This is a genomic window from Halogeometricum borinquense DSM 11551, assembly GCF_000172995.2.
Taxonomy (GTDB): Archaea; Halobacteriota; Halobacteria; order Halobacteriales; family Haloferacaceae; genus Halogeometricum; species Halogeometricum borinquense.
In genome coordinates this window covers 1,494,305-1,512,098 of record NC_014729.1, presented here as the reverse complement: position 1 = coordinate 1,512,098, position 17,794 = coordinate 1,494,305, and the positions used below count along the sequence as shown (strand labels likewise).

The following is a 17,794-nucleotide window of genomic DNA, read 5'->3' as shown; positions in this document are numbered from 1 at the left end:
ACTGCGTTTGAACCCCGTCTATGCCATCGGCGGCGGTTGAATACTATTGGTCGGCTTCATCCCCGTCGTCAGACTACGTCTGGCGGGCAACCAGAACGCTTAGCGTTCTGGTAACGCCCTGAAGGGCGAGGCTTTCGCCCCGTATTTCCCGCAGACGCGGTTGCCGTCGAGTCGGTGATTCTGGTTGCCGTCGAGTCGGTGGCTTCGGTTGTCGTCGCAGTTGTTTCGGTTGTCGTCTCATTCGACTCCCGCGTCGGTTCGTCGGACAGCGAGGGTGGAACTGTCGCATTCACTGCGCGGTCGTACCAGACCGGCCGCGAGAGATTCACCTCGTCTATTGCGGCGTACTCCAGTCGGTACGACACCTCCCGCGTCTCGTTCTCGATAGTCACGTCGTACGAGACGTTGAGAACGGAGACGAACCCGTCGGAACCGACTGAGGCCTCAGCGCGATAGTCGCTGATTCGGTCTGCGTTCGAGATGTGTTCGGGAGTGCCAGTGGCGACGATTCGAAACGGGTACTGCGCCCGGTCTGCGCGCGTGACGTTCGTCCGCGTCGTGGTCAAATACTGCTGGATGGCGAACGATGCGCGTCGCTCGAAGACGCCGTATCCGTACTCGTTGACGCTGACAGGAGTTCTGTAAAACGACTCGTTGTTCCGTAGTTCGGTCTTGACGTAGACGATTTCGCCGTCGGCGTACGCGGAGTACTGGACGAGGTCAGCACCGTCGGGGCTCGTCGTGGGTGTCGGCGCTGTCGGGGTCGAGTCGGTGGACTGCGCGTACCCAGTGACAGTGTAGCCGAAGTGCCGCGCATTCTCTACTTCTGCTTGGTGCCACGCATCCTGCCAGCGACGGCCGTTCCAATCTCGGGTCCCCGACTGTCGGATGACGAGACGGTACGACCGACCGGCAACCGCATCGGCGTGTGCCGCAGCCAACATCTCGGAATCAGTGACACCGGTCGGGCCGATGCCCGGCGGGAACAACTGCTCTTCGTCTCCATCGTCGGCGGTGTCCGACATGCCGACAGCGACGGGGTTCGATCCCGCTTGAGCGGCGTCGTCTTCCGCGGGCGCGACGCCCGGCCCGAACGGACCGAAAACTGCCGCGACGACGAGACCGATGAGGACGACGGCCGCGATAGTCGCCAACGAAACATCGTCAAACCGACGCAGCGGACTCGACGACGAATCGGACGACTCCGGCGCAGCGACCGCGGGCGACTCGCCGAAATACTCCTCGAATAGGCGTTCGGCGTCGCGTCGGTCGATGCCGTAGAGCGCGAGATTTCTGATGTCCGTTGGTCCCAGTAAACGCAGGCCGCGGCGGACAGCCACTCTGCGGAGACGCCGCGACGGCGCGGGTGCAACGATTGCATCGGCGTCGTTCGGCACACGCGGTCGTCTGAGTCGCCATCTGCTCGCAATAGGGACGAGGACACGCCCCTCATCAACGAGCACGACAGCACCATCGTCCCGGACAGTGACTTCCCTGCCCCGACTCGCGTACAGATCGGCGACGAACGCCGAGAACGTAGCTCCGTCGAGGCGATGAAGCCACCTCTCGAACGTGTATGCAGGAACGATAGCCATTGTCTACCATACAATACGTATCACAACGACTCTTTCCCCTCACGTTCCGTGTCCGGCAAGTTCAAACGAATCGGCGTCCAACTCGTGGATATGAGCATCCAGACGGACCGACTCGAAGAACTCGGACACGAGCTCGGTGAGGAAATCGCCGAGACGCCCGAATACAAAGCGTTCGAGGAGGCAAAGGCGGCCGTCGAGAACGACGAGGAGATTCAGACGGAGATTCGTGAGTTCCAGCAACTCCGCGAAGAGTTCATGATGGCCCGACAGACCGGAAACGCAACGCAGGAGGCTCTCCAGAAGGTCCAATCCGCCCAGCGAGAACTCCACTCGAAGCCAGTGATGGCCGAATATTTGGAGGCCCAAGAGGAACTACAGGACCGACTCGAGGCGATTAACAAAGCCATCTCCGACCCGCTCGCGGTTGACTTCGGCGGCGAAGCTGGCGGTTGCTGTAAGGACTGAGACGGACGCCGCGATAGTTGCCCGCCGGGGCAGCCATGACTTTTTGTACTGAGACGGGACCAGACGACCCATGCTCGCAGTAGCAGGCGGCAAGGGCGGGTGTGGGAAGACGACGACGACGCTCGGACTCGCCACCGCACTCGACGGCCCTACCACCGTCGTTGATGCCGACACGGATATGCCGAACCTCCACTCGCTCGCTGGCGTCCCGCGCGAACCACCGCAGAACCACGTTGGACACGTCCATCCGCGCGACGACACAGTGACAGTCTATCCTGCACCGACGGATTCGACCGGCGCGCACGAAGAGCGTGGTGACCGAACTGACGACGGCAAGTCACGTCTGCGCCGCGTCAGAGACACAGCAGACGGGCAGGTGCTGATCGATTGTCCCGCCGGAGCGGGACCGGACGCCGCCACGCCACTCCGCGAGGCGGACGAAGTACTCTTGGTAACGCCGCCGTGTACCCCCGCACTACGCGACACGGTGAAAACGGCCGCGATGGCCGACGCACTCGGGACGAACGTTCTCGGCGCTGTTCTCGTTCGGGCGCGGGTCGTGCCGTCCGGTGTCGAATCGTTGCTCGGGTGTCCGGTGCTCGGTACTGTCCCGCCCGTCGATCCGCCGGTACTCGACGCCGAATCCGTTCGCCGTGCGTATCGAAAGGTGGCAACAGGGTTACACGCTGATAAAGAGCTATGAACCCTGACTGTCGTACTCCTTGTCGTGTCGGAACAACTCTCAACTGGAATCACGGTTCTGGACCGGGAACTCGGCGGTGGTCTCCCCGCCGGAAGTACCGTCTTCCTCAACGCTGACCCCGCGAGTCAATCGGAGTTGTTCCTCTACGAACTCACAGCGGTCCGCGGCACGCTCTATCTGACGACGCTTCGTTCGGGCCAAGCGGTGCAAGACGCTATCGGACGGACGCTCGGCCGCACAGGATCGCCGACGATCCGCGACGTGGGCGGTGAAGCACCTCTCGACGTAGCGAACAAACTCATCCACGATCTGCCGGAGCGAGCGAACCTCATCATCGACGTGGTGGACGTGTTGGAAGCGACGGACCCGGTGCGATACCGCACCTTCCTGAACGAACTACAGACGCACATGGTCAACACCGGCGGTCTCGCCATCCTTCACGGGATGAAGGGTGACGACCCGGCGAACCGGAAGTACACGAAACACATGGCCGATGTCGTGTTCGACCTGCAGACAACGGTCGATGGCACGGAGATCGAGAACCGCCTTGCGGTGCCGAAGTTCCGCGGCGGACGCGCTCCCGACGAGACGATTAAACTCCGCCTCGCAGAGGAAGTCGCCGTCGATACCAGTCGAGATATCGCCTGACCGACGAGTGTCAAGCGGAGATCAGATCGCGTAGAATCCCAACCCGATGATCGTGATGAGAAGCGTCAGCACCGACCAGTTTCGAACGGTGTCCAGCGACCCGAGATCGATGCGTCGGGTGAACACGTACAGAAAGTACGGCACGAGTGGAAGCAGGCGGACGAGAAATGAAACGTTGCGTGCGGCGAGTCCGAAACGGAGGACGAGCGTGAACGCGACGGTACACCCGGCGGCGACGGCAGCGATTTTCAGGTCGTCCGAGACGGGTATCGTCGCGGCTGAGTCGTTGGTTGACATCTCTCTCCGTTCCGGTCGTCGTGAACTACCAAAGAAAGCGCCGGATTCGTGTCGTGGATTACTCGTCGTCGCCGTCGACTTCGTCTTCGAGTTCTTCGACGAGTTCGTCGGCGTCCACGTCAACGTCTTCGATGGCTTCCTCGATGTCCGCGGCGTCGGCACCGCCGCCCATGCCGCCCATCATACCGCCCATACCGCCCATCATGCCACCCATCCCGTCGATGGTCTCTTGGACGATGACGCGGTCGAGGTCGAGACGGTCCATGAGGTCCTGTGCGATCTGCTGTTTCGAGAACATCCACTGCTGGTTCATCGTCATCTGCGGCGTGGCCTCGATGTACAGCGTCTCTTTATCGACCGTGACGGTCTCCGTCTCGGGTTCTGCGTCCTCGTCTTCGTCCTCGTCGGACTCGACGACTTGCTCTTCCTCGACTTCGTCCGTCTGAATCCACACGTCAGGGACCTGCTGGAGGTACATCCCGAGGAGGCCGCCAGCCTGCTCCTCGCGGTCCTCGACGAGTTCGAGAACCTCGTACTCGTATTCGAGGTCCTCACCCGCGAGCGGGTGGTTGAAGTTGACGCGGGCGCGGCCGCCGATGATCGTCTCGACGCGACCCTGTTCGCCGTCTACCTGCACCTGTGCGCCGGGGTAGCGGTCGTCTTCTGCGATTTTGTTCGCGCTGACCGTGCGAACCTCGTCGTCGTCGAACTCGCCGAACGCCTCGGCGGCCGGAATCTCGACGGTACCGGAGTCACCGACCTCCGAGCCGATGAGTTCGTCATCGACCGACTCGAAGATGTGACCCGCGCCGACGATGATGGTTCGGGGCTCGAACTCGTACTCGTCTGTGTCTATTTCGGCCTCTTCGGCGACCGCTTCGTCAGTCGTATCGACGACGGTGTCGTCTTCGACCGTTCGGACCGTGTAGGCGAGTCGGACGAAATCATCGTCCTGAATTCCGCCCTCGGTCTCTTTTTCGACATCCTCCGTTGCATCGGCGTCTGCCTGCTCTGCGGCTTCCGCCTGCTGTTCGTCACTCATACGCGGAACATTACTCGTGCGACCCTTAAGAATCACGTTTCGCAGATGACCGATCCGGACGGCTCACGGGCGTCCGAGTACTGATTTTCGGCCGTCTCCCACCCTCCCCGTGCGTTTCGCTTCAGATCGGCGGTAACTAGACACACACCTGACCGGATGCGGAACGCAACCGACCACACGCTATCGTCTGGGGACGTGGACAACGAACTGGAGATGACTCCATGCAGACGGGGTGGCAACTTACAGTACGGCGATATCGCAGGCCAGTGGGCGAACAGTTTATGACGCTTACCAGAATAATTATTCGTCATAGGAGAGTGTTCACATGGCACAAGAATCGTTGCTCGTCAGTTTCGTACTCGGAGTCAGTCTCATCGCCGCCGTAGTTGTTCTCATCGGCCGCGGGTGGCGAAACTACTCCGTCGCAGGCGGGTGGACGACGCGGGAGTCCGGGTCGGTACTGACTCGCGGTGCCGACAGCCCTATGATGTGGACCGCGGCGTTTCTCGTCGCCGCACTCGCATTCGGCACCGCGGCCGTTCTGTTCGTGGCTGGTGCCGAAGTTCCGGAAGGAATGGCGGCCATCGGTGGCGCGTTCCTCGTCGCAGGGACGACGCTCATCCTTATCCTCTACGTCTTCTACGGGACGTTCGTGTCCGCACGAAGTCGCGGCCTCAAGAACGCGCAGGCCGCCTTCCTCGGCGCGTGGGCTCTCGGTATGCTGTTCGTCGTCGCCATCGCTTTGAAACTGCTCGGATTGTTCTGAGCGCGTTCGCTCACCTCGATGCTCCGCACGCTCGCTCGTCACCTCCGACCCGCCGTCGCCGCCTGCCTGAGACAGTTCGGGAGCCTCGCCGTTACTGTCGTCGGTGTGGCCGCGCTTTCCCGGCCGGTTCTCGCGCACGCGGGGTCACTCGCTGGGTCGCTACAGTCGGCTCCGGTCCCGTTCTGGTTGGTTGTCCTCTCGGGCGGCGGCGTCGTCGGCGTCTCCTTTCTGTTCTCCAGTTTTGTCACCGACACTGAGATACTCGACGCCGTTGCCAACCAGCGACGCAGACTCGACCTTAGCAAGTCCCTAATCCGCTCGAACCTCAGCTACGTGGGACCCGTCGTGAGCCTCGCTGTCCTCGCCGCAGTGGTCTGGTTCGGGGTCACCGGTCCCGCGGTTCCACTTGCGAATTTCGCGGTTCTCACTGTCTGGGTGGGGTGGTGGGCCGGATTCACGATGTTCACGTATCTGGTCGTGAACCTCTGGCCACTCGTCAACCCGTGGCGGGCACTCGCGCGCGCAGTCGGTCGCTCCCTCTCGTGGCAGTCACGCTTCTCCCGAGAGTCACGTCCACTTTCCGAACGCGTCGGGTCGTGGCCGGCGGTCGTCGGTCTCATCACTCTCGTCTGGGTGGAAGTCGTCAGCCCTGTCGCCTCAAACCCGCAGACCCTCGCTGTCGCCGTTCTCGGGTACACCGCTGTCACTGTCGGTGGAGCGGTACGCTACGGGTCGGCGTGGTTCGAGCGAATCGACCCTGTGACCCGTGTGTTCCATCTGTACGGACTCCTCGCACCGATTCAACGCGACGGCGACGGCATCTCCGTCTCGGTTCCGGGATCAGTCCTCGCCCGCTACCCGAAACCGATGCGCGACGGAGAGGTGGCGTTCGTCGTCGCCCTCCTGTGGGTGACGACGTACGACGGCTTCGTCGCTACCGTCGCGTGGCAGGAGTTGCAAGCGAGTGTCGTCGCCGTCGGCATTCCGGGATGGCTTCTCAGCCTCGCCATCGCGTTCGTCGGATTCGCCTGCTTTCTCGCCGTCTACCGGGTCGCCGCCCGAGTCGCGCGGCGGACGGCTGACACGTACGTCACCGCCGATTTCGTCGCCCGATGGTTCGCGCCGGCGCTGCTTCCCATCGCCGCCGGGTACCACCTCGCGCACTTTCTCGGCTACTTTCTCGGTCTCGCTCCGGCGTTCGTTGCTGTCGCCACCGCACCGCTGTCCCCGCCCGCAGCCATACCAGTTCTTGCGCTTCCGTCGTGGTTCGGCGCGGTGCAACTCGGATTTGTCGTCGGCGGGCATCTCCTCGCCATCTGGATCGCTCACACGCGGTCGTTCGATGTCTTCCCCGGCAGACTCCAACCGCTCCGCAGTCAGTACCCGTTCGTCGCCGTCACTGTCCTGTACACGATGACTAGCCTCTGGGTCGTCGCCCAACCGGTCGCAGATTCCCTGCCATGATCGAAAAATCGAGCCAAAAACAGAACCAGATTCGCCCCGAGACGAACATCGAACCGGACGAAACACCCGTCACGACGTGTCCGTACTGCGACCGACCGTTCCGAACCGACAGGCTCCGCGTTCTCCACGTCGGCGAGGCGCACGCGGACGAGTGGACGCCGGGCGAACGAGACGCCTACGAGTCCGCGCTCGACGAGGAAGCAGACGAACTGTTTCTCTATCACCTGAAGGTAGTGGCGGCGTTAGGGTCGGTGTACGCCGCGTTCATCATCCTCGGCATTATCGGGTTCAGTATCGCCGGATGAACCGACGCGGAAACCGACCCCAAAACCGCCCTATCAGTGCCCTGCATCGGTGTCGTCAGGTTCGGGAAGACGTGCGATGTAGGCCGTGAGGATACCGATCCCGACGAGGACGACGACGCCACCAGTTGGAACGAACGTCACCGTAAGCCCGGCATACTCGCCGTAGAGGAGGGCGAGGAGTCCAGCGAAGATAAGAGCCATTGACGTGCCGAGCGTGACCGTCTCTCCGTTCATACGTTGTATATTATCAAGAAACAATATAAATCCAGTCGGCGGTGTTGTACAAAGGACCCGATTGAACAGACTAGCGCTTGCAGTCATGCTTCGATTAGCTCGGGACATCTCCGATACATCTCGCCAGTATAACCTTCGAGAAGTCCGGGACTCCCGCCACTACGACCACTTCGAGAGATACCCCGAAATCCACAAACACGACGGTAACCGCCACTGCTCGAATAGAACGCCGTCACAAGAGTTCGGTTCGACTGAATCAAAGAGTCCCCCCAAGAGGATTATTGTCAAAAATATTCAAATTATTGGACAGGCGACCGAAAAGTGAATATCGGTTCGTGTCGTTTATCTCTCATGAAACTCCGTCATCTCCCAGCTAACGAATCGGCCGTCCGTCGATACGTCGAAGAGCTGTGGCTGCCCTATCATCGGGAACTCGAAGCGACCGTTGAAACCCACGCCCTGGCTGACGATGTCGATATCGTAACCGAGGAAGTCGCGTTCCGACTCGACTGGCTCAACAGGGAGGGACACCGGGTGTGGGTCGCGTTCGACGAGAGCAACACGACAGATGCAAACGAAACGGTGAACGACCACGTTCCGGATGCCGACACCGGCGCGTTCTCCGACCCTGAGACGGTTCCGGTCGGATTCGTCACGACCGAATGCTCTGAGGCCCCAAGCGTCTTCGACCGTACGGATCGACTGTGCGTTGGTGACATCTTCGTGTGTGAACCGTATCGAGGGACCGGGCTTGCGAACGAACTCGTCCGGCGGGCCGCCGAGGATGCGCGGGAGCGCGGCTGTTCGGAACTCGCCCTCGACGTGGACGTAGACAACGGTCGCGCCGTCGCCTTCTACGAATCGCTCGGGTTCGAAACAACCCGTCGCCAGATGGTGGCCGACGTAGCTGAGTCATAAGGGATCACGACAAAGCGCATAGGTGGTCGGGTGTCACTATCGGTGGCGGCGCTTACGGAAGTGCAAGCAGAAAGCTCCGTGCTTTAGCGCGGGTGGGTATCAATCCGGTTCGCCGCGTGCTGCGGCGACGACGACGAAGAGGAAAACAGCGGCGGCGACGACGACGCCCGGTGCGAAAACGAGCGGTGCCGAAAGCGGCCCGCCGACTACCTTGAGCATCATGAGGGTGATGCCGACAGCCATCGGGACCGAGAACAGCAGGGCGTAGCCGATAGCAGTTCGGTCGAGGCGGTTCGAGGACGGGTGGGCGTTCGCGCTCATCGTCACAGGATGGAGTACGACGCCGCGAGGGTGAGCGCCAACGCCGCCGCAAGACCGATACCCACGAGATAGGTGAGCGAACGCGGTTCCCACCGCAAGTGCTGAAAGTAGGCGGCGACGAGTACCGCCTTCACCGCTGACAGGACGATGATGAGTCCGAACGCCGTCCAGTACGCCACCCCGGCGAACTCGACCAGCACTTGGACCGTCGCCGAGGCGAACAACACCACGTAGATTATCGTGTACAGTTTCGTGTTTGTCATTTTCTGTCACCTCACAGGATGTAGAACAGCGGGAACAGGAACAGCCAGACGATGTCCACGAAGTGCCAGTAGAGTCCGAAGTACTCCACCGAACTGTTGTCCTCCAAGTACGCCCCCCGCCACGCGCGTGCGATGAGATACAATGTCACGACTAGCCCCGCGATGACGTGCGCGGCGTGCAACCCCGTGGTGAGGAAGAACGTCGAAGCGCGCACGTTCGTAGAGAGCCACAAGCCCTCGTGGAACAGGTGGTCCCATTCGATTGCCTTGTTGACGAGGAATCCCACGCCGAGAACGAACGTCGTGACGAGGCTGGCGACCAATCCCCAGCGACTCTTCTTCTCGGCGGCAACGAGTGCGAGGACGACGGTGAAACTGCTCGTCAAGAGCAGGTAGGTGTTCATCAGACCGGGTATCGGATCCGAAGGGATTGGCTCCCACGCCGTCCACCCGAAGGCGACGCGCGTGAACACGTACGCACCGATGAATCCGCCGAACAGCACCACGTCAGAAGTCAGGAAGATCCACATCCCGATCTTCCCGTACTCCAGCCCTTCGAACGGCCACGCCTCGCCCGCAACGTCTTCGGGACCGTGGAACGGTTCAAGCGCCATGAAGACGAGTGAAGCGAGGGTAACGGTCCCACCGAGGAGGGTAAACCCGAGGTAGAAACCGCCCGTCATCCCTTCGGGGAACGCGGCGTCACGGAGGCCGGAGAGGCCGAGGAACAGGAAGAACACGCCGAGTCCGACGACGAACGGCCAGAAACTGGCGTGACTCGCATGTTCCTCCTCGTGGTGGTCGGCAGGCGGCGTGGCGGTTGCGACGCCGCCGTCAGTTGTTGCTGAACCACCGCCATCCGCCGCCGCGTGTCCGTCACCCGATTCGTCGCGGAATCCGAGCGACCCGTCGCGGTACGTCGGCAGTCCGGGGAAGTTCTCCAGTGGCGGTGGTGAGGGAACGGCCCACTCTGCGGTCGTCGAGAACTCCCACGGGTTGTCGCCGACGCGTTCGCCCGAAAACGAACTCTTCAGCAGGTTGTAGAACATGATGACAAAGGACAGTCCGAGGACGAACCCGCCGACAGTGGCGAGTTGGTGCCAGATCTGAAGCCCGGCCGAGTAGTCGAATACGCGGCGTGGCGTCTCCCACGCGACGAAAAGCGGGAAGTACAGCAGGTTGAAGCCGACGAAGTAGATTCCGAAGTGAAGTTTCCCGAGGAACTCGTCGTACATCCGCCCGGTAATCTTCGGGAACCAGTAGTACAGCCCACCGATGAGCGCAGTGACCCCGCCGACCATCACGTAGTGGAAGTGGGCGACGACCCAGTACGTCCCGCGGAACTCGTAGTCTAAGACGATAGCGCCGAGGAAGACACCAGTAATGCCACCGATAATGAACAGGAGGAGTGCGCCGAACACGAACAGGAACGGCGTGGTAAAGCGAATCTTCCCCTTCAGCAGCGTGTAGATGAGCGCGAACACCATCAGGTCGAACGGGAGGGAGATGCCGATGGTGGTGATCATAAAGAGCGTCTTAATTTCGAGGTTGATCGTCGTCAAGAACATGTGGTGCATCCAGACGACGAAACTCTGGAGCGCAACCAGCACCATCGCGGCGATGAACCACTTGCGGCCGACGATGCGGCGACCGGTGAACGTCTGGAACACCTCGGCCATCACACCCAACGCGGGGAAGAACACGATGTACACCTCGGGGTGGCCGAAGAACCAGAACAGGTGCGCCCACAGCATCGACCCGGCGGGCGACTCAAGCGCGAAGTAGGTCGTTCCCAGCAGTCGGTCAGACGAAAGAATGATGAGTGCGGCGAGGAGGGCGGCGAACGCGAACAGCATCATCCAGACGGTCAACAGGATAGACCACGTGAAAAGCGGCAGTCTGCGGAGTGTCAACCCTTCGGCCCGCATTTTGTGCATCGTCGTGAGGAAGTTGACCGAGGAGACGGTTACCGAGGCGACGAACAGGACGAGCGCCAGCACCGCTGTACTGGCCCCCACATCCGGTGTGAACGTGGGGACGTTCAACGGGGCGTACATCGTCCATCCGCCGGAGAACGTTCCGCCTTGGAAGAAGGAGACGCCGAACAGAATTCCCGAGAAGAGATAAAGCCAGTACGAGAGCGCGTTGAGTCGGGGGAATGCGAGGTCTTTCGCCCCAATCTGGAGCGGAACAATGTAGTTTGCAAAGCCGAACGCGAACGGAGAGAGGAACCAAAACACCATGATGAGGCCGTGTGCCGAGACGGCCTGATTGTACGCCATCGGTCCCAGAACTGTCGTTGTCGGCGTACGCGGTGCCCACAGTTGGATGCGTAGTAACCACGCGAGAACGCCGCCAAGGACCAAGAAGAAAAGCGACGTGACGATGTAGAGGATGCCAACGTCTTTGTGGTTCGTCGTAACGAACCACCGACGAATGCTCCCCATCCCGGGGAACTCCGAGGCCGATTCGGTGGGATAATCGTCTGTCGTTGCCGGGACAGTCAGTTCGCTTCCGATGGTAGATGCAGTTGCCTCTCCTGTCTGTCCCCCGTCAGACCGCGGGTCGGACGAGGACGTATCCTCGTCGGTCGTGTGGTTGCTGTGCTCGTTCTCCGGTGTCTCGTCGCTCATGCTGATGCGTTCTCCGTTGTCGTGTTCGGTTGCGTGCTCTCGTACCACGATTCGTACTCGTCAGGTTCCATTACCACAACTGTCGCCGTCATAAACGAATGGCCGGACCCGCAGAGTTCGTAACACTGGGCGCTGTAGTTGCCCGTCTCCGTCGCACGGAACCAGGTATCCGTCTGCTGTCCGGGAATGGCATCCGTCTTCACTCGCAACTCGGGAACGCCGAAGTTGTGATACACGTCGTCGGAGGTGACGACCAAGCGGACGGACTCGTTCTGCGGAACCCGAAGAACGCCGTCCTGCGTGTAGCCGTTCGGGTAGACAAATCGCCATCCGAACTGGTAGCCCTCGACGCGAACTTCCATCGTCTCCTCGGGTTGCGGCCCTTCCTCAACGAATAGCAGCGTCCCGTACGTCCACGAAATAAGCGAGATGACGATGATCATGCTCAAAATGAACGACGTAAACAGTTTCTTGCCGCCACCGCCGCCCGTCGGAATTTCACCGAGGACGGGCCGGTCCACATCAGCCGCGTTCCCCCCGCCCGCCCGGTACTTGTACGCATTGTACAGCATATACCCGATGACGATGACGCCGACCAGTACCCCGAGAATCAAGAACACGTCGTAGATGCTCTGAAACACGTACGCACGTGTTCCGCGGGGAACCAGTCCGGACTGGATGATGGCGGCGACAGCCACCCAGACAATGGTAACTATGGTCATGGTAACCTATGTCATTAATTATTATTTATAGTACTTATCTATTTCGCGGATAAGAGCGCTGAATCGAAGAAAAAGAGACGAGCCAAAGTGGGAGACGAGTGAGCGATGGAGTCGGTTACGGAAGTGCAAGGAGAAAGCCCCGCGCTTTAGGGCGTCATCAGAACGCAAAGCGTTCTGATTGCCCGCCAGATGTAATCTGGCGACGGGGACGAATCCGACACTACTTTTCACACTTGGTGTTGCGGAACCCCAGTCACTCGATGGATGACCACACCGAGAGTCAAGCCGTACACCCAGTGAGCGAGGAGGGAGAAGACGAGGAACGACGCAATGGTCAGGATACCGGCATCCGGCCAGAACGCTGGCACGAATCCGGTCCAGAAGAACGTTGCGAACGTCGCACCGCGGAGATACCGCGGCGATTCCGGCGGGAGGAACGCCCCGAGGACGAGGAACGTCAACGGAAGGACCACTGTCCCACCGAATCCGAACAGGAAGATACCGAGCGCTAACGTCGGTTCAAGGCCGAAGAACTGTGCGAACCCGGCGAACTGCGTGATGGGTGTCGTCGTGAACAAACCCAGAAGTTCGGGGATTCCGACCAGAATCGGCATCATCAACACCGTCCCGGCGAGTCCGCCGAGCATTGCGACGGAGACGACGTGTCTGGTGATCGGGATATCGAACGGCTCTAACGTCTCATCAACACCGACAGAGTCTCGCTCTTGGATTTCTCCACTCATGGTATCACTTTTCATGCTACACAGGCACAGATGTTAAATGGTGACATTTGACAATATATTAGGGCGAGAAAGAGAGCGCGTACTTTTAGGTCGGCACTGACACCCTCCGTGCATGTACGAAGTCGAGGTCAAACTCCCGACAGACCACGAAACGGTGCGCTCACAACTCACCGATGCCGGCGCTGTCCACGAAGCGAGCGTCACGCAAATCGACACCTACTACGGCGCGCCCCACCGGGACTTCGCGGAGACGGACGAAGCCCTTCGAATCCGACGCGAGACGCGAGTTTCGGACGGGACGAACCAGTCCGATGGTGAGGGCGAAACTGCCGAGGCGGACAAAGCGACAACGACGAAGATGACGTACAAGGGACCGCTCGTGGACTCGGCGTCGAAAACGCGGACCGAACACGAGATGGTCGTCAGCGATGCCGAGAGTGCCGAGGGCATTCTCTCGGGGCTAGGGTTCAGCCCCGTTGAGACAGTCGAAAAGGAGCGTGAGTTCTACCATCTCGATGGCTACACCGTCACGCTGGATGCGGTCTCGGACCTCGGAGAGTTCGTGGAGATCGAGGCGGAGACGGCGACGGAAGAGGAGATAGACGCCGTTCGGGAGGGAGCGTTCGATGTCCTCCGCGACCTCGGTCTCGATCCCGACGACCAGATTCGAACCTCCTACCTCGGATTGCTTCTCGATCAGTGACCGAGTCGGGCAAATTATTCCCGCAAGTTATACACGGACCGTCGGACTTTTTCCGCAAGTTATAGCACCGAGTGGGGCTGAAGGAGAAATAATGACTGAGCGGAATATCAAAATCGAGGCGGTCGAACGACTGGCCGTCGAAGACCAAAGCGTCGAAATCGTCGAGCGAAAAGGGATCGGACATCCGGATTCCATCGCCGACGGTATCGCAGAGAGCGTCTCCCGCGCCCTCTCGAACCTGTATCTCGACCGCGTCGGGAAAGTCCTCCACTACAACACCGACGAGACGCAACTCGTCGCTGGCGAGTCGGCCCCCGCCTTTGGCGGCGGCGAAGTCATCGAACCGATGTACATCCTCCTCGTCGGCCGCGCGACGAAGAAGTACGACGGCGAGAAACTGCCCGTCGATTCGGTCGCCTTGGAGGCGGCGCGCGACTACCTCCGCGAGAACATCCCGGAACTGGAGTTCGGTACGGACGTTATCGTGGACGTGAAACTGGGTGAGGGGTCCGGCGATCTGCAGGACGTCTTCGGTGAGGATAACGTCGAGGTCCCGATGTCGAACGACACGTCGTTCGGCGTTGGCCATGCACCCCTGACGGAGACTGAAAACATCGTCCTCAACGTTGAGCGCCAACTGAACGGCCCGTACGCCGAACGGCACCCCTACCTCGGACCCGACGTGAAAGTGATGGGCAAACGCGAGGGCGACTACATTGACATCACCGTCGCCGCCGCGATGGTTGACGCTCACATCGACGACATGGCGGACTACAAGGACGCCGTCGAACACGTCCGCGAATACGTCTCCGACGTTGCCACCGACTACACGGACCGCGAGGTCAACGTAGACGTGAACACCGCCGACAACTACGACGAAGGCTCCATCTACCTCACCGTCACCGGGACGAGCGCAGAGATGGGCGACGACGGGTCTGTCGGCCGTGGCAACCGCGCGAACGGCCTCATCACGCCGAACCGGCCGATGAGCATGGAAGCAACGTCGGGGAAGAACCCCGTCAACCACATCGGGAAGATATACAACCTGCTCTCGACGGATATCGCCGAAGCCGTCGTCGCCGACGTGGACGGGATCCGCGACCTGCAAGTACGTCTGCTCTCGCAAATCGGCCGACCGATCGATGAACCGCACGTCGCCGACGCGAAAGTCATCACGGAAGACGGCGTCGAACTGTCCGATATCGAAGCGGACGTGCAAGCCATTATCGACGAGAGACTCGCCGACGTGACGAACGTGACGCGTCGTGTCATCGACGGCGAGATGACGACGTTCTAGTAGTAGCGTTCGAGCAACTTCGCAACCGCATCCTGCGTTTTCCGGTACTGTCGGCCACCGTCCGGCGTCCGAACGACGTAGCGATAGTGATCGCTATCGGGGACGTACCACCGGTCCGGATTGTCTCGCATCACTTGCGGCAGGTCGTCATCCAGCGCGTCATCACAGTTGTCGTCCGGCATGCTGTTACGACCGTTCGCCACGTTATCACGACCGTTCGTCGCGTTCGGGACGCTGATCGGGCCACCATCTCTGACGGCATCGACCGTCTCCGCCTCGGGGTTCTCAGTTGTCTCGGAGGTCGCGGTTTCGTCGCCGTCGTCGGCCTCCTCGTGCGGTGCGACGAGAAGTTCGCCGGGCGCGGCGGGATGATCTGTCGGGATGCCCCAGTTTGTGTCGCGGCCATGGGCGGACATCGCTTGCTCCATCAGAATCGACTGCATGTTGACGACCGGTTCACCGTCCGGCGGATGGCGTTGCTCGTACGTCCCGTCGGCGTTCATCGTCCACCGCTTGCGGTTGTCGTTCATCGCCAGTTCGAGGATAAATCGGAGTTGCTCGCGGATATCGCGGTCTTCGACGGGTGCGACGGCCTCAACCCGCTTGTCGAGATTGCGTTCCATCCAGTCCGCCGATCCGATGTACCACTCGGGACCACCCGCGTCGTCGGCTGCGCCGAGTGCTTGCGAGGAGTCGGCGCTCGCACCGTTCTCGAAGTAGAAGATACGGGAATGTTCGAGGAAGCGATCAACGATACTGTGGACGGTGATATTCTCACTCACGTCCGCAAGACCGGGGCGGAGACGGCAGATGTCCCGCACTATCAGATCGATTTCGACGCCCGCCATCGATGCGCGGTACAGTGCTTCGACCATCTGTGGGTCCTCCAGTCCGTTCACCTTGGCGACGATGCGAGCATCCTCGCCGTTCTGCGCGTGGCGTGCCTCCCGACGGATACACTTGGTGAACTCCTCGCGCATCGTCACCGGCGCGATGAGGAGCTTGCGGAACTGTTCGTCCAACGACGGCCCCGTGAAGAAGTTGAACACTTTCACGAGGTCCTGTCCGATGTCGCGGTCGGCCGTCAGCAGTCCCAAATCGACGTAGCCCTTCGCCGTTTCGGAGTGGTAATTGCCGGTGGCGACGTGCGAGTACAACTGCACGCCGTCCTCTTCCTCGCGGACGACGAGTGCTGTCTTCGTGTGCGTCTTCAGGCCGATAGTGCCGTAGGCGACGTGAATCCCCTCTTCTTCGAGGCGGCGGACCCATTCGAGGTTGTTCTGCTCGTCAAATCGGGCTTTCAGTTCCACCATCACCGCCACCTGCTTGCCGTTCTCGGCCGCCTCGATGAGACTCTGAATCACCTGCGAGTCCGACGCTGTCCGGTAGATTGCGGCTTTGATAGCGAGTACGTCCGGGTCGCTTGCGGCCTCGTCTAAGAACCGTTGGACGGTGTCGTCGAACGAGTGGTACGGGTGGTGAAGCAGGATATCGTCGCGGCGAATTTCCGAGAAGATGCTCCGCTGACTGTCCGCCGAGAAATCGGCACGGTGTTCGTCGCGTTCGAGTCGCGGATGCAACTGCGGCGTCCACGAGTCGAGTTTCAGAGCCGGACGGTCGAGGTCGGTCAACGACAGCAACTCGCGGTAGTCGAGCGGACCGGGCAGGCGAAACACTTCGTCGTCGGCGATATCGAGTTGTTCCTGCAGAAGACTGACGACTGCGTCGGGAGCGTCCGCCTCGACTTCGAGGCGAACGACAGTAGCGAACCGTCGCTGTTCGATGACCTCTTGAATCATGTCGATGAGGTCCTCTGCGACTTCTTCGTTCCGCCGCACCTCCGCGTTCCGTGTGAGGCGGAACACCGTCGTATTCACGATTTCGACGTTCGGGAACAGGAGATCGAGATTCGAGCGAATGACCTCCTCTAAGAGGATGTACTCTCCGTCGTCGAGTTCGACGAGTCGCGGGCGGTTCTGCGGAATCTTTACTCGCGTGAACGTCGGTTCGTCATCGGAGTCACGCCGCGTCATCACGGCCAACGAGAGACTGAGGTTGGAGATGAACGGGAACGGGTGTGCGGGGTCGAAAGCGAGGGGCGTCAGCGTCGGCAGTACCGATTCCTCGAAGTACTGGCGCATCTGCTCGCGTTGGGTCGCCGACAGTTCGTCGTAGTCGTGGATATGGATCCCCTCGTCGGCGAGTGCGCCGCGGATCTCGTCGAGAAAGCACCTCGCCTGTGCACGAAACATCGGCCGGGCCTTCTCCAACACCTCGGTCAACTGCTGTGTGGGCGTCCGGCCGTCAACCGTCTGTTCGGTTACGTCGGCGTCGATCTGCTGTTTGAGACCGCCGACCCGTTTCATGAAGAACTCGTCCATGTTCTTCGTGAAGATGGAAAGAAAACGGACCCGTTCCAGCAAGGGCTGTCTGTCGTCCAGCGCCTCGTGGAGAACGCGGCGCTGGAACTCCATCTCGCTCAGTTCTCGGTTGAGGTAGAACTGGGGGTCGGTGAGGTCAACGTCCAGGTGGTCGGGGTCGTACGGAGTCATACCGTTTTCTTCAGCCATTTTCGGAGAGTAGAGGGCAAAGTGGGAGGTGTGCGAAGCACGGCACTGTCACGTCAAGCGTCACGACAGTAACGCAATATTAGTAATTTTATATTGGTGACATAT

The 17,794-nt window shown here is 60.7% G+C and carries 19 protein-coding genes; 9 read left to right on the top strand and 10 right to left on the bottom strand.

What is annotated here, in order from left to right; translation table 11 throughout:
* Window positions 1-68 precede the first annotated feature (68 nt).
* Complete coding sequence (locus HBOR_RS07670) at window positions 69-1,595, bottom strand: hypothetical protein (protein WP_006054391.1); 1,527 nt, start codon at window positions 1,593-1,595, stop codon at window positions 69-71.
* Window positions 1,596-1,685: 90 nt separating this feature from the next.
* Here HBOR_RS07670 and HBOR_RS07665 point away from each other — a divergent pair, with 90 nt between their 5' ends.
* The 3 genes from HBOR_RS07665 (at window position 1,686) to HBOR_RS07655 (ending at window position 3,411) form a co-directional block, all read left to right on the top strand.
* On the top strand, window positions 1,686-2,060 hold the full coding sequence (locus HBOR_RS07665) for a YlbF family regulator (protein ID WP_049890579.1): 375 nt from the start codon (window positions 1,686-1,688) through the stop codon (window positions 2,058-2,060).
* 70 nt (window positions 2,061-2,130) lie between these two features.
* Window positions 2,131-2,763, top strand: coding sequence for a nucleotide-binding protein (locus HBOR_RS07660; protein ID WP_006054389.1), 633 nt, complete (start codon window positions 2,131-2,133; stop codon window positions 2,761-2,763).
* 24 nt (window positions 2,764-2,787) lie between these two features.
* Window positions 2,788-3,411, top strand: coding sequence for an RAD55 family ATPase (locus HBOR_RS07655; protein ID WP_006054387.1), 624 nt, complete (start codon window positions 2,788-2,790; stop codon window positions 3,409-3,411).
* Window positions 3,412-3,432: 21 nt separating this feature from the next.
* On the opposite strand, the gene HBOR_RS07650 is transcribed toward HBOR_RS07655, so the two are convergent.
* Together HBOR_RS07650 and HBOR_RS07645 are read right to left on the bottom strand one after the other, a co-directional pair.
* Window positions 3,433-3,708, bottom strand: a complete 276-nt coding sequence (locus HBOR_RS07650; protein WP_006054386.1) for a hypothetical protein — start codon at window positions 3,706-3,708, stop codon at window positions 3,433-3,435.
* Between the two features lie 58 nt (window positions 3,709-3,766).
* Complete coding sequence (locus tag HBOR_RS07645; protein ID WP_006054385.1) at window positions 3,767-4,750, bottom strand: FKBP-type peptidyl-prolyl cis-trans isomerase; 984 nt, start codon at window positions 4,748-4,750, stop codon at window positions 3,767-3,769.
* Between the two features lie 325 nt (window positions 4,751-5,075).
* Here HBOR_RS07645 and HBOR_RS07640 point away from each other — a divergent pair, with 325 nt between their 5' ends.
* Genes HBOR_RS07640 through HBOR_RS07630 form a run of 3 tightly spaced genes read left to right on the top strand, consistent with a single transcriptional unit; the run spans window position 5,076 to window position 7,285 of the window.
* A complete protein-coding gene (locus tag HBOR_RS07640) occupies window positions 5,076-5,516 on the top strand; it encodes a hypothetical protein (RefSeq protein ID WP_006054384.1) in 441 nt (146 codons plus the stop codon).
* Window positions 5,517-5,534: 18 nt separating this feature from the next.
* Window positions 5,535-6,980 (top strand): hypothetical protein, encoded by a 1,446-nt coding sequence (locus HBOR_RS07635; protein ID WP_006054383.1) that lies wholly within the window; start codon window positions 5,535-5,537, stop codon window positions 6,978-6,980.
* Window positions 6,977-7,285 (top strand): DUF7410 domain-containing protein, encoded by a 309-nt coding sequence (locus HBOR_RS07630; protein ID WP_006054382.1) that lies wholly within the window; start codon window positions 6,977-6,979, stop codon window positions 7,283-7,285. Before HBOR_RS07635 ends, HBOR_RS07630 begins: the two co-directional genes overlap by 4 nt.
* A gap of 33 nt (window positions 7,286-7,318) precedes the next feature.
* Here the strand turns inward: HBOR_RS07630 and HBOR_RS07625 are convergent, their stop codons facing one another.
* Window positions 7,319-7,519 (bottom strand): hypothetical protein, encoded by a 201-nt coding sequence (locus tag HBOR_RS07625; RefSeq protein WP_006054381.1) that lies wholly within the window; start codon window positions 7,517-7,519, stop codon window positions 7,319-7,321.
* 351 nt (window positions 7,520-7,870) lie between these two features.
* Here HBOR_RS07625 and HBOR_RS07620 point away from each other — a divergent pair, with 351 nt between their 5' ends.
* Complete coding sequence (locus tag HBOR_RS07620; protein ID WP_006054380.1) at window positions 7,871-8,437, top strand: GNAT family N-acetyltransferase; 567 nt, start codon at window positions 7,871-7,873, stop codon at window positions 8,435-8,437.
* A 99-nt stretch (window positions 8,438-8,536) separates the two neighbouring features.
* Here HBOR_RS07620 and HBOR_RS07615 read toward each other — a convergent pair whose 3' ends face one another.
* The 5 genes from HBOR_RS07615 to HBOR_RS07595 all read right to left on the bottom strand — a co-directional run bounded on the left by HBOR_RS07615 (window position 8,537) and on the right by HBOR_RS07595 (window position 13,119).
* Window positions 8,537-8,758, bottom strand: a complete 222-nt coding sequence (locus HBOR_RS07615) for a hypothetical protein (RefSeq protein WP_174261569.1) — start codon at window positions 8,756-8,758, stop codon at window positions 8,537-8,539.
* 2 nt (window positions 8,759-8,760) lie between these two features.
* The gene (locus tag HBOR_RS07610) at window positions 8,761-9,021 is read right to left on the bottom strand and encodes a cytochrome C oxidase subunit IV family protein (RefSeq protein WP_006054378.1); all 261 of its coding nucleotides are present in this window, start codon (window positions 9,019-9,021) and stop codon (window positions 8,761-8,763) included.
* Window positions 9,022-9,032: 11 nt separating this feature from the next.
* Window positions 9,033-11,654, bottom strand: a complete 2,622-nt coding sequence (locus HBOR_RS07605) for a cbb3-type cytochrome c oxidase subunit I (RefSeq protein ID WP_006054377.1) — start codon at window positions 11,652-11,654, stop codon at window positions 9,033-9,035.
* Window positions 11,651-12,376 carry a cytochrome c oxidase subunit II gene (coxB, locus tag HBOR_RS07600; protein WP_013440570.1) on the bottom strand — a complete coding sequence of 242 codons (726 nt, stop codon included), beginning with the start codon at window positions 12,374-12,376 and terminating at the stop codon, window positions 11,651-11,653. The genes HBOR_RS07605 and coxB overlap by 4 nt, the downstream gene beginning before the upstream one ends.
* 227 nt (window positions 12,377-12,603) lie before the next feature.
* On the bottom strand, window positions 12,604-13,119 hold the full coding sequence (locus tag HBOR_RS07595) for a DUF6789 family protein (RefSeq protein WP_241432316.1): 516 nt from the start codon (window positions 13,117-13,119) through the stop codon (window positions 12,604-12,606).
* Between the two features lie 112 nt (window positions 13,120-13,231).
* On the opposite strand from HBOR_RS07595, the gene cyaB reads away from it, so the two are divergent.
* Window positions 13,232-13,822, top strand: coding sequence for a class IV adenylate cyclase (cyaB, locus tag HBOR_RS07590; protein ID WP_006054374.1), 591 nt, complete (start codon window positions 13,232-13,234; stop codon window positions 13,820-13,822).
* Window positions 13,823-13,913: 91 nt separating this feature from the next.
* Window positions 13,914-15,119, top strand: a complete 1,206-nt coding sequence (locus HBOR_RS07585; protein ID WP_006054373.1) for a methionine adenosyltransferase — start codon at window positions 13,914-13,916, stop codon at window positions 15,117-15,119.
* Here HBOR_RS07585 and ppk1 read toward each other — a convergent pair.
* The gene (gene ppk1, locus HBOR_RS07580) at window positions 15,116-17,671 is read right to left on the bottom strand and encodes a polyphosphate kinase 1 (RefSeq protein ID WP_394295387.1); all 2,556 of its coding nucleotides are present in this window, start codon (window positions 17,669-17,671) and stop codon (window positions 15,116-15,118) included. The two genes, HBOR_RS07585 and ppk1, sit on opposite strands and share 4 nt — an antisense overlap.
* Window positions 17,672-17,794 lie beyond the last annotated feature (123 nt).

Bases quoted from the DNA above. Each gene is read 5' to 3' on its own strand.
- HBOR_RS07670 (WP_006054391.1), bottom strand. From the start codon at position 1,595: ATGGCTATCGTTCCTGCATACACGTTCGAGAGGTGGCTTCATCGCCTC.
- HBOR_RS07665 (WP_049890579.1), top strand. From the start codon at position 1,686: ATGAGCATCCAGACGGACCGACTCGAAGAACTCGGACACGAGCTCGGT.
- HBOR_RS07660 (WP_006054389.1), top strand. From the start codon at position 2,131: ATGCTCGCAGTAGCAGGCGGCAAGGGCGGGTGTGGGAAGACGACGACG.
- HBOR_RS07650 (WP_006054386.1), bottom strand. From the start codon at position 3,708: ATGTCAACCAACGACTCAGCCGCGACGATACCCGTCTCGGACGACCTG.
- HBOR_RS07645 (WP_006054385.1), bottom strand. From the start codon at position 4,750: ATGAGTGACGAACAGCAGGCGGAAGCCGCAGAGCAGGCAGACGCCGAT.
- HBOR_RS07640 (WP_006054384.1), top strand. From the start codon at position 5,076: ATGGCACAAGAATCGTTGCTCGTCAGTTTCGTACTCGGAGTCAGTCTC.
- HBOR_RS07635 (WP_006054383.1), top strand. From the start codon at position 5,535: ATGCTCCGCACGCTCGCTCGTCACCTCCGACCCGCCGTCGCCGCCTGC.
- HBOR_RS07630 (WP_006054382.1), top strand. From the start codon at position 6,977: ATGATCGAAAAATCGAGCCAAAAACAGAACCAGATTCGCCCCGAGACG.
- HBOR_RS07625 (WP_006054381.1), bottom strand. From the start codon at position 7,519: ATGAACGGAGAGACGGTCACGCTCGGCACGTCAATGGCTCTTATCTTC.
- HBOR_RS07620 (WP_006054380.1), top strand. From the start codon at position 7,871: ATGAAACTCCGTCATCTCCCAGCTAACGAATCGGCCGTCCGTCGATAC.
- HBOR_RS07615 (WP_174261569.1), bottom strand. From the start codon at position 8,758: ATGAGCGCGAACGCCCACCCGTCCTCGAACCGCCTCGACCGAACTGCT.
- HBOR_RS07610 (WP_006054378.1), bottom strand. From the start codon at position 9,021: ATGACAAACACGAAACTGTACACGATAATCTACGTGGTGTTGTTCGCC.
- HBOR_RS07605 (WP_006054377.1), bottom strand. From the start codon at position 11,654: ATGAGCGACGAGACACCGGAGAACGAGCACAGCAACCACACGACCGAC.
- coxB (WP_013440570.1), bottom strand. From the start codon at position 12,376: ATGACCATAGTTACCATTGTCTGGGTGGCTGTCGCCGCCATCATCCAG.
- HBOR_RS07595 (WP_241432316.1), bottom strand. From the start codon at position 13,119: ATGAGTGGAGAAATCCAAGAGCGAGACTCTGTCGGTGTTGATGAGACG.
- cyaB (WP_006054374.1), top strand. From the start codon at position 13,232: ATGTACGAAGTCGAGGTCAAACTCCCGACAGACCACGAAACGGTGCGC.
- HBOR_RS07585 (WP_006054373.1), top strand. From the start codon at position 13,914: ATGACTGAGCGGAATATCAAAATCGAGGCGGTCGAACGACTGGCCGTC.
- ppk1 (WP_394295387.1), bottom strand. From the start codon at position 17,671: ATGACTCCGTACGACCCCGACCACCTGGACGTTGACCTCACCGACCCC.